Below are 16689 nucleotides of genomic sequence, written 5' to 3' on the forward strand. Positions count from 1 at the left end.
TGTTTCGATCAGTTCTTGTTTCGATTAGTTCTTGCGCGGGGCGGATGCGTTCGCATTCTCTTCCGCATAGTTCTGCGGGAAGGCGAGCGCGCTCGTGGACGATGCCGGCTTGGCTTGCTTGGGATCGGTGGCGGCCGATTTGGTCGCGGTCCGGGCCGCGTCATCCAGCAGCTTTTCGACGCGCACCAAAACGTCGGCGCCGCGCTTGGTCAATACCGGCGGCGGACCGGGCTTGGTCTCCAGCACCTTCGGCGCCGCATTGGCCTGCGCGTTGGCGATCCGCTCGGGCGGCAGCTTTTGGCCCATGCCGATGCCGGCGATTTCCCGGACCTCGACGCCCTGATGCGCCGCGAGCATGATGTCGTGCCAGGTCTGCGCTGGCAGCGAGCCGCCGGTCATGCGGTTGGTCGGCGAATAGTCGTCATTGCCGTACCAGACCGCGCAGGTGAAATTGCCGGTGTAGCCGACGAACCAGGCGTCGCGATAGGCATTGGTCGTGCCGGTTTTGCCCGCGGTCGGAATGCCGTCGAGGGCTGCGCGCCGCGCGGTGCCTTCGCTGACGACGTGGCTCATCATGCCGGCCATGTCGGCGGCCACGGAGGCGGGGATCGCCTGGCGCGGCTTCGGCCCGTCGCGGTCCCAGCGCCAGACCGGATCGCCCGCGCCGGTGCGCACTTCCAGCACGGAATGCGGCGTCACCGCCTTGCCGCGGTTGGGGAAGGTCGCATACGCCACCGCGTGCTCGAGCACGGTGACTTCGTCCGAGCCGATCGGCAGCGACGGCGTGTCGGGCAGCGGCGCCTTGAGGCCGAAGCGGCGCGCGACCTCGACGATCTTGGCGCGGCCGATCTTGGCCGGGTTCGGCGCCTTCGGCTGCTCCTTCTGACCGATCGCGATCGACAGCTTGACCGGCACGACGTTGATCGAACGCGTGATCGCCTGCGTCAGCGTCACCGCGCCGGAATAGGAATGGCCATAGTTCTGCGGGCACCAATTGCCGATGCAGACCGGGCCGTCGACCACGATCGAGTTCGGCGTGAAGCCGTTGAGGAGCGCGGTGGTGTAGACGTAAGGCTTGAACGACGAGCCCGGCTGGCGATAGGCGTCGGTGGCGCGGTTGAACTGGCTGGCGCCGTAGTCGCGGCCGCCGACCATGGCGCGGATGCCGCCGTCGAGATCGGAGACGACGGTCGCCGCCTGGGTCGCGTGATAGTCGCGGCCGAACTGGCGCAGCTGGTTCTCGACCGCGTCTTCGGCGGCCTTCTGCACATTGGTGTCGATCGCGAGCCGGACCACGAAGACGCGCTCGGTGTAGGATTTCGGGAAGGTGTCGACCAGCTTGCGCATCTCGTCGAAGGCGTAGTCGAGATAGTAATTCGGCGAAGCCTCGTAGCGGCGGTCGACCGCGAAGGCGGGATTGCGGCGTGCGCCGAACACCTGGCCCTCTGTCATGAAGCCGGCATCGACGAGATTGTCGAGCACGACGTTGGCGCGGGCGCGGGCGGCGGGCAGGTTGATGTGGGGCGCGTATTTGGTTGGCGCCTTGAACAGGCCGGCGAGCATCGCGGCTTCGGCGAGCGTCACGTCACGTGCCGATTTGTTGAAGTAGAAATGCGCGGCGCCGTCGACGCCGAAGGTGCCGCCGCCCATATAGGCGCGGTCGAGATACAGCTTGAGGATCTCGTTCTTGGTCAGGCGCCATTCCAGCCAGACCGCGAGGAAGGCCTCGTTGACCTTGCGCTCGATGGTGCGCTCGTTGCTCAGGAACAGGTTCTTGGCGAGCTGCTGGGTGATCGAGGAGCCGCCCTGGCGGACGCCGCCGGCCTGGGCGTTGGTGACGAGCGCGCGCGCGGTGCCGGCGATGTCGATGCCGAAATGTTCGTAGAAGCGGCGGTCCTCGGTCGCGAGCGTCGCCTTGATCAGCACGTCCGGAAAATCTTCCAGCGGGATCGAATCGTTGTGCTTGATGCCGCGGCTGCCGATCGGGTTGCCGTAGCGGTCGAGGAAGGTCACCGCGAGGTCGGACTTCTTCAGCCAGTCCTCGTCCGCGGTTTCGCGGAAGGCGGGGATGGCCAGGGTCAGCATCACCACCAGGCCGCCGAGGCCCAGCGTCGCAGCCTCCGACAGCGGCTCGATGAAGACCCAGCGCTTCCACCGCCCGACATAGAAACGGTCCATGAAGGTCGAGTAGCGCTCGTAGAGCTCGCGGATGCCCTTGGCCGAGGAGAACAGCGAGGAGTCGATGCGCGCATCGAGATCCAGGAAGAAATTCCGGATCCGGGCCTTCCAATGCGGTGGTATGATCTGGCGCACCTAGAACCCTTGCGGCTTGGTTCGAAAGCGTTCAAGCACCCCGCCGGGGCGGCATCGAGACGTCTTGCGGGAGTGTTGCGGCAAACCCAAGGCGCCCGGCCAGCGACGGTGGGGACTTGCTGTTCCTTCTAGCCGAGCAGGGCCTATAAACCAATGGTCACGCTTGCGATTTTGAACAACAGGCCTAATTGACCCCGGTTCACTACGGGCCTCACGCGGGCGTTGCTTGCAGCCCCAAGGCCGCACGCCCTAGATGGCACCAGCCGTAGCTCTTTCGAACTTTTGTTGAGGCGCATGACCGCAGCTCCCAAACGACCTTCAGGCCAGGAAGGATTCTTCTGGAAAACCAAGACGTTGGAAGAGATGTCGGGGCCCGAATGGGAGAGCCTGTGCGACGGCTGCGGCCGCTGCTGCCTGAACAAGCTCGAGGAAGAGGGCACCGGCGACATCTACTTCACCCATGTCGGCTGCAAGCTGCTCGATGGGGTGACCTGCGGCTGCAAGGACTATGCGAATCGTTCCGACAAGGTTCCGGACTGTGTCCGCCTGACCCCGGCCAATGTCCGCACCCTGAACTGGCTGCCGCCGAGCTGCGGCTACAAGCTCGTCGCGGAAGGCCGCGACCTCTATTGGTGGCATCCGCTGGTGTCGGGCGATCCTGACACCGTGCATGAGGCCGGCGTCTCCGTACGCGGACGGGTCGAAGGCAGCGAGGTGGAGATCCCGGACGACGAGCTCGAGAACCACATCGTGCAATGGCCGGCGCAGTTGCCGAAACGAGCCCGCCTGAAGCGACGTCCGAAGGACTGATCCGCCGCACCAGTTAGATCACGCCTTCGGGATGGCCGTCGGGTGGGATGCTCCCATGCGCCGCGGTGCCTGCCCGAGAAGAACTTTGCTGTCTACATTGGCTGCATAGAACGAATCCTTCGCGGCGTTGCGCCGCCTCATGGCTTCCGATCGAGATGAACAAGTTCGAGCGGCAGAGCAGTTCTGCCGACACCCAGACATTGCCCGACGATCTCGCCGAGGAATTGTCGCGCCTTCCGAGCGAGGTTTTGAGCGTCGATGACGCTCCTTCGCGGGCGCCGCTGTCGCAGGACGAGGTCCGCACCATCGTCATTAGCCTGATGCTGACGATGTTCCTGGCCGCACTGGACCAGACCATCGTCGCGACCGCGCTGCCGACCATCGGACGCCAGTTCCACGACGTCTCCAATCTCTCCTGGGTCATCACCGCCTATCTGCTCGCCTCGACCGCGGTCGCGCCGGTGTTCGGCACGCTCAGCGACATCTATGGCCGCCGCGTGATGATCATCATCTCGCTCAGCCTGTTCGTGGCGGGCTCGGTGCTGTGCGCGATCGCGCCGAACCTGCCGATGCTGATTCTTGCACGAGGTCTCCAGGGGCTGGGTGGCGGCGGCATCATGCCTGTGGTGCAGACCGTGATCTCCGACGTCGTGAGCCCACGCGAGCGCGGCCAATATCAAGCCTATTTCTCCAGCGTCTGGATGGTCGGCGGCATTCTCGGCCCGGTCATCGGCGGCGTGTTCGCCGAGCATCTGCACTGGTCGATGATCTTCTGGATCAATGTGCCGCTCGCGGCCGCGGCGATCGCGCTGCTGTTGCCCAGGATGAAGAAGATCCCGGTGTTCCATCGCAAGCGCAAGGTCGACTGGCTCGGCGGCGTGCTGCTGATGGCCTCGGCGGTCGTCTTCATGCTGGTGCTGACCTGGGGCGGCACGCGCTTCCCGTGGCTCTCGCCGACCGTGCTTGCGATGGTGGGCGGCGCCGTCGCGCTCGCGGTCACCTTCGTGTGGCACGCGCGCCGCGCGGACGAGCCGTTCCTTCCGCTGTCGCTGCTCGGAGGATCGGTTGTGCCGTTCGGGCTGACGGCCGGCGGCTGTGCGCTCGGTGCGATCACGGGGCTCACGGTGCAGCTGCCGCTCTATTACGAGGCGGTCTATCATCTCAGCGCCAGCGAAGCGGGCCTCGCGCTGATTCCGCTCGCGGCGGTCTCGACCGTCGGCGCGGCCGTCGCCGGTCGCACCATGGCGCGTGCCAAGCACTACAAGCGGGTCGCCATCGTCGGAACGTCCTGGGCCGCGCTGTGCGGCCTCGCCCTCACGTTGACGACGCTGCCGCTCTGGGCGCTGCTGACGCTGATGGCTGCGTTTGCGCTTGGCCTCGGCACCACCTTTCCGGTCTGCGTGGTCTCGGTGCAGAATTCGGTCGCCCGTCCGCAGGTCGGCACCATCACCGGCGCGTTGAACTTCTTCCGCTCGCTGATGTCCTCGTTCACGGTCGCGGCGTTCGCGGCCATCCTGCTCATTGCACTTGGCGCCGACGTTCCGCTCGCCGGCGAGCATCACGGCGCCGTCAATGCGATCCCCGCCGACGACATGCGGCATGCGTTCCGCTACGTCTTCGGCGCCGCCACCGCGCTGATGGCTGGCGCCGCGCTCTGCCTGATCATGATGGAGGAGCGGCCGCTGGCCGGTCCGTCCACGACGCAACCCGTCGAGATGGCGGAGTAGGGACCGCTAACCGCGGCCTCCGTCCGGAAAGCTGCTGTTTCGCGGCAATCGAATCGTGAACTCGGTGAACGCGCCGGGCTCCGTCGCGACGTCGATGGTGCCGCCGTGCTGCTTCACCACGATGTCGTGGCTCATCGACAATCCAAGGCCGGTGCCTTCGCCGGCCGGCTTGGTGGTGAAGAACGGATCGAACATCTTTTCCTTCACCTCGTGCGGAATGCCGGTGCCGTTGTCACGGATGCGGATCTCGATGCTGTCGCCCAGGTCGCGCGTTGCGGCGATCACCACCGGCTCGTAATCGGTGGCGCCGTCATCCGACTTGCGCTTGGCCACCGCGTGGAAGCCGTTCGAGATCAGGTTCAGCAGCACCCGCGTGATCTCCTGCGGAAACACTGCCGCTTGCCCGGCCGCGGGATCGAGCTCGCGCTTCAGCGTCACGTCGAACTGCGGCTTCTCGGCGCGGGCGCCGTGATAGGCGAGGTTGAGGCTCTCCTCGACCAGCGCGTTGATGTCGCTCAGCCGATGCTCGCCGCCGCCCTCGCGGGAATGCAGCAGCATGTTCTTGACGATGGAGTCGGCGCGCCTGCCATGCTGCACGATTTTCGCGAGATTGTCCTTCAACAGTCCGGTCAGCTCGTCGACCTCGCTGCGGACGTCGTTCGCGAGCGGGACAGGCGCGAGCGCATCGTTCAATTCGTCCGTCAGTTCGGCGGAGAGCGATGCAAAATTGTTGACGAAGTTGAGCGGGTTCTTGATCTCGTGCGCGATACCGGCCGTGAGCTGTCCGAGCGAGGCCAGCTTCTCGGTCTGGACCAGCCGGTCTTGGGCTGCGCGCAAATCGTCGAGGGATTTGGCGAGGTCCCTGGTGCGGTCCTGCACCTCGTTGAACAGGCGCGTGTTCTCGATCGCGATCACAGCCTGGTCGGCAAAGGTCTTGAGCAGGGCGATCGCCTTGTCCGGGAAGGGACCGGCCTCCGGCCGCGTCACGCCGATGGTGCCGATCGCGACGCCGTCGCGCAGCATCGGGATCACGAGGATGCTGCGATAACCTCGCGTCCGCGCCAGCTCTCTCATGGCGTCCGTCAGGTCGGGCTCGTTCTGCATGTCGCTGCGGAATGCGAACTCTCCGCTTCTTGCCACCCGGCTGTGAATGCCGGATGCCGACAGCGGCGCCGGGAACGAGCTGAGCAGCTCTTCATTGCCGGCTTCGTTGTCGGTGCTGAAGGCGGCGAGGTGCAGCAGGCCGTCGATGACGCGCGTGACGGTGGAGGAATGTCCGCCGACCAGGGACTTGGCGCTGTCGGAGATCGCCTGGAACACCGGCCTCACATCCGCGGGCGAGGCGGCGATCACCTTGAGGATGTCGGCGGTCGCGGTCTGCCGTTCCAGCGCTTCCCTCGTGGTGTTGAACAGGCTGACATTCTTGATCGCGATCACCGCCTGGTCGGCGAAGGTCTGCAGCAGCCGCACATGATGCTCGCCGAACGCACCGGTCGCGCGCCGCGTGGCGATGATGATTCCGATGGCCTCGCCGTTGCTCATCAGGGGCGCGAACAGCATGCTGCGGTAGCCTCGGGCGCGCGCGATGTCGCGGGCTGCCGGTTCGACCTCGGTGTCGGGCAATTGCGCCGCCGCACCATCGGCCACGAGCTGGTAGGGCGGGAACTGCGCGAATGGCACCGGGAACGAGGACTGCAGCACGCGATCGCCGGCCGGATCGGTCGGCGTGAACGCCGCAAGGTGCGCGGCGCCGCCGATGTAGCGCAGCACCGCCGTGGAGAAGCCGCCGATCAGCCGGTTGGCGTTGGTGGCGATGGCATCGAACACCGGCTGTACGTCGGATGGCGAAGCGGCCATCACTTTCAGGATGTCGGCGGTGGCGGTCTGGCGTTCCAGCGTCTCGCGCGTCTCGTTGAACAGCCGCGCATTCTCGATCGCGATCACCGCCTGGTCGGCAAAGGTCTGAAGCAGCTGGACGAGGTCGGCCGCGAACGCGCCGGGCTCGGCGCGCGTGACGCTGATCATGCCGACTGGTATCCCCCGGTTCATCAGCGGCATGAACAGCACGCTGCGGAAGCCGCGCAGCCGCGCAAGCTTCCGGTTCAGCTCCGGGACTTCCGCGGCTTCGCTATCTGGAAACTGGATCGTCTCACCGCCACGCACCAGCGCGAAGGTCGGAAAATCGGCAATCTTGCGCGGGAACGAGGCCTTGAGCCCTGCGTCCGCCTCAGGGCTCGTTGGTGTGAACGCCACGAGGTGGAGCTCGTCCTCGATGAACTGAAGCACGGTGGCGGAGAAGCCGCCGAGCAAACGCCGGGAGCTGGATGCAATCGCCTCGAACACCGGCCGGGCATCGGACGGAGAGGCCGCGATGGTGCGCAGAATCCCGGCGCCGGCGCTCTGACGATCGCGCGCGGTCGCAAGCTCGCTTCGAAGCTGCGCGTTCTCGGCTGTGGCCGCCTGTAACAGGCGTTCGAGTTCTTCGATGTCGTTGGAAGGGGTGGTCATTCGCATTCCGGCTTGATACCGCGACATGCGCGGCACCAAGGCGGATTATCACATCTCCTGCGGCCGGAGCCAGCGTCCGCGACAGCGAGTTTTGCTGCCAGAATCCGGCCAGCTTTATGTGCCCGGCCGCGACACCTCGGTCTCCTTGCTGGTGATGAACTCCAGCAACACGGGAATGCCTTCCTGCGTTTTCTGGATGCCGCGCTTGATCGCGGGGACGATGTCCTCGGGTCTCGTCACCCGCTCGCCATGGCCGCCGAAGGCGCGTGCCATCGCGGCGTAGTCGCCGGAAATGTCGGTCGAGCGATATTTCTCGGTCGAGACCGGCATCACCTTCAATTCGATCGCCATCGAAAAATTGTTCAGCAGGATCGACATGATCGGGATCCGCTCGCGCACCGCGGTCTCGAAATCCATGCCGGTGAAGCCGATCGCCGCGTCGCCCCAGACATTGATGCAGAGCTTGTCGGGCTTTGCGAGTTTTGCGCCCATGGCCAGCCCAAGGCCGTAGCCGAGCTGCGTCGTCTTGCCCCAGCCGAGATAGGTGAGGGGCTCGACCGACCTCCAGAACGGCGACAGCTGGTCGCGCGGGCTGCCGGCGTCGTGGGTGATGATGGTGTTGCCGATATCGACGGTTTGCTGCAAGTCCCACAGCACGCGATACGGGCTCAAGGGCGCATCATTGCTGGTGAGCTTCGGCATCCATTTCGCCAGCCACTCCTCGTGCGAGGCCGCGATCTCGGCCGCCACCGCCGATGCGTCGCGATCCGCGGGGACGGTCTTGCCGATCTCATTCAGCAGCGCGTCGAGCACGAGCCCGGCATCGCCGACCAGGCCGATCCTGGCTTCCACGTCCTTGTTGAGATGGTTCGGATCGAGTGTGGAGTGGATGATGGTTTTGCCTTTAGGCATCGCGACGCCGAAGCTTGTTTCAGTGAAGGAGCAGCCGATGCCGAAAATGACGTCGGCCTCGGCCAGGAACTTCGGCACCGCCCGCGGCACCGCGAGGCCGCCGGAGCCAAGCGAGAGCGGATGCATTTCCGGAAAGGACGATTTGCCCCCAAGGCTGGTGGTGACGGGAATGGCGAGCCGTTCGGCCAACCGCTTTAATTGCGGCCAGGCCTGCGCGTAATGCACGCCCTGGCCGGCATAGATCACCGGACGCTTGGCGTTGACCAGCAGGTCGGCCGCCTCCTTCACATGAACAGGGTCCGCCCCATAGCGGGTGCGCAGCACCGGCGTATAGTTCAGCGGCTCCGGCACCTCTTCGTTCCACATGTCGGCGGGGATCTCGACGATGACGGGCCCGCCGCGGCCGTTCTTCAGCTTGGTGAAAGCGCGGCGAAAAATGTTGGCGACTTCCGCGGCCAGGATGATCGGCTCCGACGATTTCGAAAACGCCTTCATCGCTTCGCTGGAATTGAAGTTCGGCTCGATATGCGAAAGCCTGCGCTGATAGCCCATCGGCAGCACCAGCACGGGAACGGATTCGCCGTAGCATTGCGCGACGCCGCCCATCGCATTCTCCGCACCGGGCCCATGCTGCATGCAGAACGCGCCGATCGAGCGTCCCGATGTCACCCGCGAGATCGCATCCGCCATGTGGATGCCGACGCGCTCCTGCCGCACCATCACCGGCCGAATATCGGCCCTGGCCGCATGCTCGATCAGATGGTTGACCGGATAGCCGCAGAGGATCTCGATCCCCTCGCGCTTCATGATTTCCGCAATCGCGGTGCCGAGCTTCATGGCGTCTCTCTCCCTGGGCAGGCCGGTTGCTCCGGCTGATTAGGGGAGAGAGGATCAGGAAATTGGCGGAGGGTAAAGCACGGCTCCATGCCCCCGCAGGTAGGTCAGCCATGCAAGGCAGCCGCGTCCTTCTGTCAGGTCGATGCTTGACGCAGCTCAAGCCGGCAGGCCGTTGTCGCATGGCATAATGGCCGCGGTGGTGATGATGATGACACACCGCATCTTTCCATGAATTCCCGGGGACCCGAATGAGCTTCCAGTATCTGTTGTTTGATCGCCGTCGATGCAGGGGCTGACCGCGTCCGAAGTGCAGGCCCGGCTCAAGGCCGAGGGCTTCAACGAGTTGCCTCGGACGGGCCGGCGCACGATCGTGGGCCTCATCCTCGACGTTCTGCGCGAGCCCATGCTGCTGTTGCTGCTGGCGGGCGGGGTGATCTATTTTGTCCTGGGCGATCTCGGCGAGGCCTTGCTGCTCCTCGTCCTTGCGTCGATCTCGATTGTCATCACCATCGTGCAGGAGGCGCGCACCGAACGCGTGCTCGAATCGCTACGGGATCTGACCAGCCCCCGCGCGCTTGTGATCCGCGCGGGCGAACGCATCCGTATTCCCGGCCGGGAGGTCGTTCGCGGCGACCTGATCGTGCTCTCCGAGGGGGACCGCGTGGCGGCCGACGCCCGCGTCGTTCGATGCGACGATCTGCTGCTCGATGAATCGCTGCTGACGGGCGAGTCCGTCCCGGTCCGAAAGCAGGCAAGTCCAGCGCTCCAACAGCCGCGCACGCCGCACGCCGGTGGTGACGACCAGCCGTTTGTGTTCTCCGGCACGCTGGTGGTGCGGGGCAGCGGCGTGGCCGAAGTCCTGTCGACCGGAATCCGGAGCGAGATCGGCAAGATCGGACAATCGCTCAGTGCCCTGGTGACGGAAACGCCACGTCTGCAGCAGCAGACCACGCGCCTCGTGACGATGTTTGCCATTGCCAGCGCCATCGTCATCGCGTTGACCGTACTCCTCTACGGAATCTACCGCGGCGGCTGGCTGGAGGGCGTGCTGGCAGGCATTGCGCTTGGCATGTCGATGCTTCCCGAAGAGTTTCCCGTCGTCCTAACGGTGTTCCTTGCCATGGGCGCCTGGCGCATCTCGCAGGCGCGCGTGTTGACGCGGCGCGCATCGGCGATCGAATCGCTGGGCGCGGCGACCGTGCTCTGCACGGACAAAACGGGCACGTTGACGGAAAACCGCATGACGGTCGCGCGCTTGATGCTGCCGGATGGCACGCAATACACGCCTGGCGCCGCGGAGCGCCCTGAGCCTGCGTTCGATCCGCTGATCGAGACCGGGGTTCTGGCGTGCGTTCCGGAGCCGTTCGATCCCATGGAGAAAGCGTTGCATTCGCTCAGACCGGGTACGGCGACCGGCCGACGGCTCGTGCAGAGCTACGGGTTGCGTCACGACCTCCTCGTGATGTCGAACCTATGGCGGGGAAGCGGTGACGAATGCGTCGTCGCAGCAAAGGGGGCACCGGAAGCGATCGGCTCGCTGTGCGGAATGAGCGCGGAAGAGCTGTCTGAATTGCGGGCACGTGTCGATGCGCTGGCTCGGGAAGGGCTTCGCGTGCTCGGCGTGGCGCGGGCGAGTTGCGCGGAGACGTCTCTTCCCGAGACGCAACGCGGCTTTGCTTTCCGCTTCTGCGGCCTGAGCGGTTTTGCGGATCCACTGCGGCCTGAAGTCGAGGGCGCCGTCGCCGAATGCCGTTCTGCAGGCATCCGTGTCGTCATGATCACCGGAGACTATCCGGCAACCGCGTCTGCGATCGCAACGCGGGCGGGCCTCGATCCCCGGCGTGTCCTGACAGGGGCGGACGTCGAAAGCATGGCCGATGCCGAACTCGCCCGGGCTGCGCGGGAACAAACCGTCTTTGCCCGAATTGCGCCCGCTCAGAAACTGCGCGTCGTCAATGTACTCAAGGGCGCCGGCGAGATCGTCGCCATGACGGGCGACGGCGTCAACGACGCACCCTCGTTGAAGGCCGCCCATATCGGCATTGCCATGGGTGGGCGCGGCACCGACGTGGCGCGCGAAGCGTCTTCGATCGTTCTGCTCGACGACCATTTCGGCTCGATCGTGAAGGCGGTTCGGCTCGGCCGCCGGATCTATGACAATCTTCGCAAGGCGATGAGCTTTATCCTCGCGGTCCATGTTCCGATTGCGGGGCTTGCGCTGTTGCCGCTGCTGACCGGGATGCCGCTGCTGTTCGGGCCGGTCCACATTGCGTTTCTCGAAATGATCATCGATCCCGTCTGCTCACTGGTTTTCGAGGCCGAGACCGAAGAGCGCGACGTGATGCAGCGGCCGCCACGCGCGCCGGACGAGTTGCTGCTGCCAAGGTCCCTGCTGGTCTGGTCGGCGCTGCAGGGCGGTCTTGCGCTGGCCCTGACCGGCGGCGTGATGGCGACGGCGAATGCCTACGGCATGCCGGAGAACGAGGTGCGGGCGTTGACGTTCTTCTCGCTGGTGCTGGTGATCGTGAGCCTGATCTTCGTCAACCGCTCGTTCTCGACATCGCTTGTCGAGGCCTTCACCAGGCCGAACCGGACGCTGGCCGTCATTGTCGTGTTCGTGACCGCCGTGCTTGCCTTGAGCCTCGCGTGGCCGGCCGCAGCGGACCTGTTTCGCTTTGGTCCGCTGCATGCCGACGATCTCGCGATTACGGTGGTGGCGGCGGCGATTTCCCTGGTGTTGCTGGAACTGTCGAAATACCCGCTGCGCCATCGCTGGCCCGCCCGAGCCCCGTAGCCCGCATGAAAGTCTGCCCTGACAACGGCAGACAAACGTCTATTTGCAGTTCTTGCAGATCGTCAGCTTTCTCTTCAATACGTCGTCTTCCTGATCGACCGATGACTGGCTGGCGCTATCCGGATTGGACCTGGAGCCCTTTGCTGCGCGTGACCTCGCGGGCGGCATCTCCCGACTTGACGTGTCGTTGTCGTCGCTGACGCCTGCGCTGAAGCCATCGTAATCGGCGGCCGGATTAGGCGCGGGCGATGCATTGGGCGGTGCAATTGAAACCGGGGGCCTGATCGAAGTCTGTCCTGTCGCGCCGCCGTGCGGCCATGTGCCGGCAAACATGAGGCCGAGAGCCAAGAGCGTCGCGCTTCTCATTCGCATCCTTCGAACAGCTCTGGTTCATCGATTGGCAGGTTGGCTCATCGAGCCACGCTATGCTGAAGACTAACAGGACTCGCACGACCGTCAAAGCGCCCGGCTATTCGTCCCGCCTATCCATTCTCCTGTAGCACCCGCCGCAGCCTGCGGATGATGACGCCGCGGGCGCGGTCGTCGGCGGCGGCTGCGACGCGGTCGTTGATGTCGAGCATGAGTTCCGACATCTCGTTGTGCCAGTCGAGCCGGGTCACGGCTTCCGGCGCTAGCCTGCGCCGATGATCGACGTCGAGCACGCGCGGCTCGGGGGTCGAGAGCTCATAGACGTCGTCCAGCACCGGCTGATAAATCTTCGCCGCCGGAAGGATGCGCTCGGCGACGCGTTCGGCAAGGCCCGCGATCGCATTCTCTTCGCCATGGATCAGGAACAGCCCGCGCGCGATCGGGCGGCGTGCCGCGATCCAGCGGGCGATGCCGGCGCCGTCGGCATGTCCGGAATATTCGTCGATCATCCGGATCCGCGCCGCGACCCGGATCTCCTCGCCCTGGATTCGTACCGCCTTGGCGCCGTTCTGGAGGAAGCGGCCGAGCGTGCCGTTGGCCTGGAAGCCGGTGAGCAGCACGGTCGCATGCGCGTTCCACAGCCAGTGCTTCAGATGATGGCGGATACGGCCGGCATCGCACATGCCGCTGGCCGCGATGATGATGTGAAAGCCGGAGAGCCGCATGATCGCCTTGCTCTCGGCCACCGTCTCGGTGAACTTGAGATGCGGCGAGTTGAGCAGACGGCTGACGTCGACGGTCTGATCGAGGCTCGTCGCGTTCTGCCGGAACACTTCGGTTGCATGGATCGCGAGCGGCGAATCCAGGAAGATCGGCGCTGCCGGAATCTCGCCGCGCTCCATCAGATCGACGAGGTCGACGATCAGTTCCTGGGTGCGCTCGACCGCGAAGGCAGGGACGAGCAGGGCGCCCCTGGCGGCTGCGGCATCGCGGACCTCGGTCGCAAGATGCTGCCGGCGCTGCTCCGGCGTTGTGACGGCACGCACGCGGTCGCCATAGGTCGACTCGGAAATGACGTAGTCGAGGTCCGACGGCGCCTGCGGATCGGGCTGGAGCAGCTTTGCCTCGGGGCCGACGTCGCCGGAGAGTAGCACGCGCAACGGGCGCGTTGCACCCGCATCGGCAAACTCGAGCTCGATCGAGGCGGACCCGAGCAGATGGCCCGCGTTCCAGTAGCGCGCGCGAACGCCGGATATCACGTCGATCCAGCGTTCATAGTCGACGAGACGAAACGATTGCAGCGTGGTGAGCGCGTCTGCTTGCGTGTAGATCGGCTCGACCTCCTTGCGGCCGCGTGCAGCGTTGCGCCGGTTGAGTTGTGCGACTTCGGACTCCTGGATGTTGCCGGCGTCGGGCAGCATCCAGGAGCAGAGGTCGATCGTGCCGCGCGTCGCCAGGATCGGTCCGCCAAATTCCTCGCGCACGAGCTTTGGCAGCAATCCGCTGTGATCGATATGGGCGTGCGTGAGAAGCACCGCATCGATATCGGCGGGCCGAAAGGGAAAACCGCCGTAGTTGAGCTCCTTGAGCGTCTTCTGCCCCTGGAACAGGCCGCAATCGACCAGGAAGCGGCCGGAGGCAGTCTGGAAAAGGTAGCTCGAGCCGGTCACGGTGCGGGCGGCGCCGCAAAATCGAACGGTGATGCTCATGTCGTCGTCTCCGGCGCAGGTGTCTGGCTCAGTTCGGGCCGCAGCGCAGCCGCGAGAATCTCGGTGAGCGCGATCGCGTTGGTCGGATGCGACACGCTGTCGGTCGAGCGGATGGAGCGGATGCCGGCGTCGCTGAACGCCGCGACCATTTCGGGCGGAAACAGGGCATGCGTCACGATCGCGTCTATGCCGGTCGCACCTGCGGCCTCAAGCGCCTTCGCCGCAACCATCAATGTGGCTCCGGAAGAGATGATGTCGTCGACCAGCAGCGCCGGGCGACCGGAGAGCAGGCCCGGATTGGCAAAGTCGATTTGCACGGAACGATCGCCGTGGCGCATCTTTCGGGCGACCGTATGCTGCAATTGGAGCCGCCGGGCGAGATCACTCACCCATGGCTCGGATTCGGAATCGGGGCCGATCACGACGGTGGCCGGATCGACTCCAGTTTTTGCGAGGGTGTTCGCAATCGCCGGCATAGCGGACAGATTGTCCGCCTCGATGCCGGGAAACATGAGCTCGATCCTGGCCGTGCGGTGCAAATGCGCGTCGACGGTGACGACACGATCGACGATTCCTGTAAGGAGTCGGCCGATGGCGCGCTGGCTGATAGCTTCGCCCGGATGAAAAGCCGCGTCCTGCCGCATGTAACATAGATACGGCGCCACCAGGACCAAACGCTTTGCGCCGGCGCGTCGCAGTGCTTCACAGGCCAGCAGCAGCGCGATCAGCTTCTCGTTGGGCTGGTCCAGTGCGGCGTAGAGGATAACCGTGTCCGCGACCGGGCCCGATCGTGATACGCAGTTCGCCGTCGGGGAAATGGTGAAGATCAATTTCCTCACAGGCAAGTCCGAGCTTCGTCGCCACTCGCGCTGCTGCACCCGTGGCCGAGGGCAGGCTCTGGAAGGCGATCGTGCTCACGGCGCCGTCCCGCCTTGAAGGGTATCTCGATCTTTGATGGCGTACCCGGCGTCGGCAGCGGTCGCAGTCGCAGCGAGATCGTACTCCGGCTGGTCGAAGGTGTGGACGCGGTAGAGCGGCTCGCCAAGCTCGACCCGGTCGCCGATCTTCTTGAACAGCCGGATGCCGGCGCCCTTGTCGAGCGGCGCGCCGGCGGTGCGGGCCAGGCGATTGAGCCGCAGGCAGTCGATTGCGGTGACGACGCCGTCGTGCGCGGCCTTGACGTCGAACGAAAGATTGCCGAGCTCGGTACTGCAATTCGATGGGCCCTGGGCATCGATGATCCTCTGCATCTGCTTCAGCGCCGCCCCGCTATCGAGCAGCTCGCGAGCCCGCGCATAACCTGCCCCGCCGCGCAGCTTCGGATCGTGTTCGAGGAGATGGGCGGCGAGGCGCAACGATTTCTCGCGCAGATCTCGCGGGGCATCCGGGTCGTTACCGAGCACGGCCATCACGTCGTTGGCCTCGAGCACCGGCCCGATGCCGTTGCCGATCGGCTGGCGGCCGTCGGTTGTGATCACTTCGATCGTGCGACCGAAACAATCGCCGACGAATTCGAACATTTTTCGCAAGCGCATCGCTTCGACGGCGCTGGTGACCTTCGCCGTCGGTCCGACCGGAATGTCGATCAACAGGTGCGTCGAGCCAGCTGCGATCTTCTTGGACATGATGGAGGCAACCATCTGCTCGCGGGTGTCGAGACTGAGCGGGCGTTCGACCGAGATCAGGATGTCGTCGGCGGGCGACAGATTCACGTGCCCGCCCCAGATCAGGCATCCATTGCAGGTCGCAACGATCGTCTTCATCTCCTCGACCCCGACATTGACCCGCGCCAGCACCTCCATCGTGTCGGCGGTGCCCGCCGGCGAGGTGATGGCGCGGGAGGACGTTTTGGGAATCGGCAGGCCGTGCGCGGCGACGATGGGTACCACGACCATCGAGGTGCGATTGCCGGGGATGCCGCCGATGCAATGCTTGTCGACCACGATCGGGGCCGGCCACACCAGTTGCGTGCCGGCCTCGGCCATCGCACCGGTAAGAGAGAGGAGCTCGTCACTGGTGATGAAGCTCGCCGAACCGATCAGGAATGCGGCGATTTCCATGTCGGAGTAGCGGTAATGTGCGAGATCATCGATGATCGCGCCGATTTCCGCCCGACTCAACGTTCGTCCGCGAATTTTGGCGCGCACCGCCTCCAGGCTCTCCGGAGGGGAGGCGGGCGTGACCGTGACCAGCGTGCCGGCGGCTTGCGCGAAACGCCGGAACGCGGGCTCGGAGAGGCCGATCTCGTCGGGGGCGGCCAGCGCGTCGTCGTCAGTGATCAGGAGCGTCGCGAGCAGCACCTTGCCGTCGAGACGAAGCTCGACCCGACTGAACCCGCGAAAGATGTCCGCACGCAGCGCCTTCGACCGCCTGGAAATGACGACGACGTTCTCGCGGCCGGTATCGAGATGGACACGGCGGATCTTGAGTTGGGGACGTGAGGGATCTGGATGCATGAAGGGGCCGGCAGGAAGGTTGGGCCTCCATGCTTACCCGCCACTGGCTCCATGCAATTGACCCAGATCACGTCCGACGTCCTGGCCCGGCATGGCGCTCGGGTCGCCTTGCGGTGACGAGCAGCAGGCGGGCTGCGGACTGCGACCTCCAACGCACGTCAGGAATATGGTTGATAAACAGTAACCGTCCGCCGCGCGCTCCCCAGCGGCCGCGAACGTCAAAGAGGAATTTAACGCTTGCGCCCTAACTTGCG

Annotated in this window: 8 protein-coding genes and 1 pseudogene; 3 read left to right on the forward strand and 6 right to left on the reverse strand. The window is 65.2% G+C overall.

Annotated elements, in window-relative coordinates; translation table 11 throughout:
- Nucleotides 1–24 precede the first annotated feature (24 nt).
- Nucleotides 25–2313, reverse strand: coding sequence for a transglycosylase domain-containing protein (locus AC0L3C_RS29470; protein ID WP_027516951.1), 2289 nt, complete (start codon nt 2311–2313; stop codon nt 25–27).
- Between the two features lie 294 nt (nt 2314–2607).
- On the opposite strand from AC0L3C_RS29470, the gene AC0L3C_RS29475 reads away from it, so the two are divergent.
- Nucleotides 2608–3123, forward strand: a complete 516-nt coding sequence (locus AC0L3C_RS29475; protein WP_063993066.1) for a YcgN family cysteine cluster protein — start codon at nt 2608–2610, stop codon at nt 3121–3123.
- Between the two features lie 155 nt (nt 3124–3278).
- A complete protein-coding gene (locus AC0L3C_RS29480; protein WP_473409693.1) occupies nt 3279–4850 on the forward strand; it encodes an MDR family MFS transporter in 1572 nt (523 codons plus the stop codon).
- Between the two features lie 6 nt (nt 4851–4856).
- Here AC0L3C_RS29480 and AC0L3C_RS29485 read toward each other — a convergent pair whose 3' ends face one another.
- Complete coding sequence (locus AC0L3C_RS29485) at nt 4857–7358, reverse strand: GAF domain-containing sensor histidine kinase (protein ID WP_473409694.1); 2502 nt, start codon at nt 7356–7358, stop codon at nt 4857–4859.
- A gap of 114 nt (nt 7359–7472) precedes the next feature.
- A complete protein-coding gene (locus tag AC0L3C_RS29490; RefSeq protein WP_473263236.1) occupies nt 7473–9128 on the reverse strand; it encodes a thiamine pyrophosphate-requiring protein in 1656 nt (551 codons plus the stop codon).
- A 262-nt stretch (nt 9129–9390) separates the two neighbouring features.
- Here AC0L3C_RS29490 and AC0L3C_RS29495 point away from each other — a divergent pair, with 262 nt between their 5' ends.
- The gene (locus AC0L3C_RS29495; RefSeq protein WP_473409695.1) at nt 9391–11901 is read left to right on the forward strand and encodes a cation-translocating P-type ATPase; all 2511 of its coding nucleotides are present in this window, start codon (nt 9391–9393) and stop codon (nt 11899–11901) included.
- Between the two features lie 482 nt (nt 11902–12383).
- Here AC0L3C_RS29495 and AC0L3C_RS29500 read toward each other — a convergent pair whose 3' ends face one another.
- The 3 genes and pseudogenes from AC0L3C_RS29500 to AC0L3C_RS29510 form a co-directional block, all read right to left on the reverse strand.
- Nucleotides 12384–13979 (reverse strand): MBL fold metallo-hydrolase RNA specificity domain-containing protein, encoded by a 1596-nt coding sequence (locus AC0L3C_RS29500; RefSeq protein ID WP_473409696.1) that lies wholly within the window; start codon nt 13977–13979, stop codon nt 12384–12386.
- A pseudogene (locus tag AC0L3C_RS29505) lies at nt 13976–14897 on the reverse strand (ribose-phosphate diphosphokinase). Before AC0L3C_RS29505 ends, AC0L3C_RS29500 begins: the two are co-directional and overlap by 4 nt.
- A complete protein-coding gene (locus AC0L3C_RS29510) occupies nt 14894–16435 on the reverse strand; it encodes a thymidine phosphorylase family protein (RefSeq protein ID WP_473263166.1) in 1542 nt (513 codons plus the stop codon). Before AC0L3C_RS29510 ends, AC0L3C_RS29505 begins: the two are co-directional and overlap by 4 nt.
- Nucleotides 16436–16689: the final 254 nt, after the last annotated feature.

The organism is Bradyrhizobium sp. WSM4872 (assembly GCF_055811715.1).

What these genes read in the sequence shown, in the direction of transcription:
- AC0L3C_RS29495 (WP_473409695.1), top strand. Translation starts at nt 9,391, where the DNA reads ATGCAGGGGCTGACCGCGTCCGAAGTGCAGGCCCGGCTCAAGGCCGAG.
- AC0L3C_RS29480 (WP_473409693.1), top strand. Translation starts at nt 3,279, where the DNA reads ATGAACAAGTTCGAGCGGCAGAGCAGTTCTGCCGACACCCAGACATTG.
- AC0L3C_RS29475 (WP_063993066.1), top strand. Translation starts at nt 2,608, where the DNA reads ATGACCGCAGCTCCCAAACGACCTTCAGGCCAGGAAGGATTCTTCTGG.
- AC0L3C_RS29500 (WP_473409696.1), bottom strand. Translation starts at nt 13,979, where the DNA reads ATGAGCATCACCGTTCGATTTTGCGGCGCCGCCCGCACCGTGACCGGC.
- AC0L3C_RS29510 (WP_473263166.1), bottom strand. Translation starts at nt 16,435, where the DNA reads ATGCATCCAGATCCCTCACGTCCCCAACTCAAGATCCGCCGTGTCCAT.
- AC0L3C_RS29485 (WP_473409694.1), bottom strand. Translation starts at nt 7,358, where the DNA reads ATGACCACCCCTTCCAACGACATCGAAGAACTCGAACGCCTGTTACAG.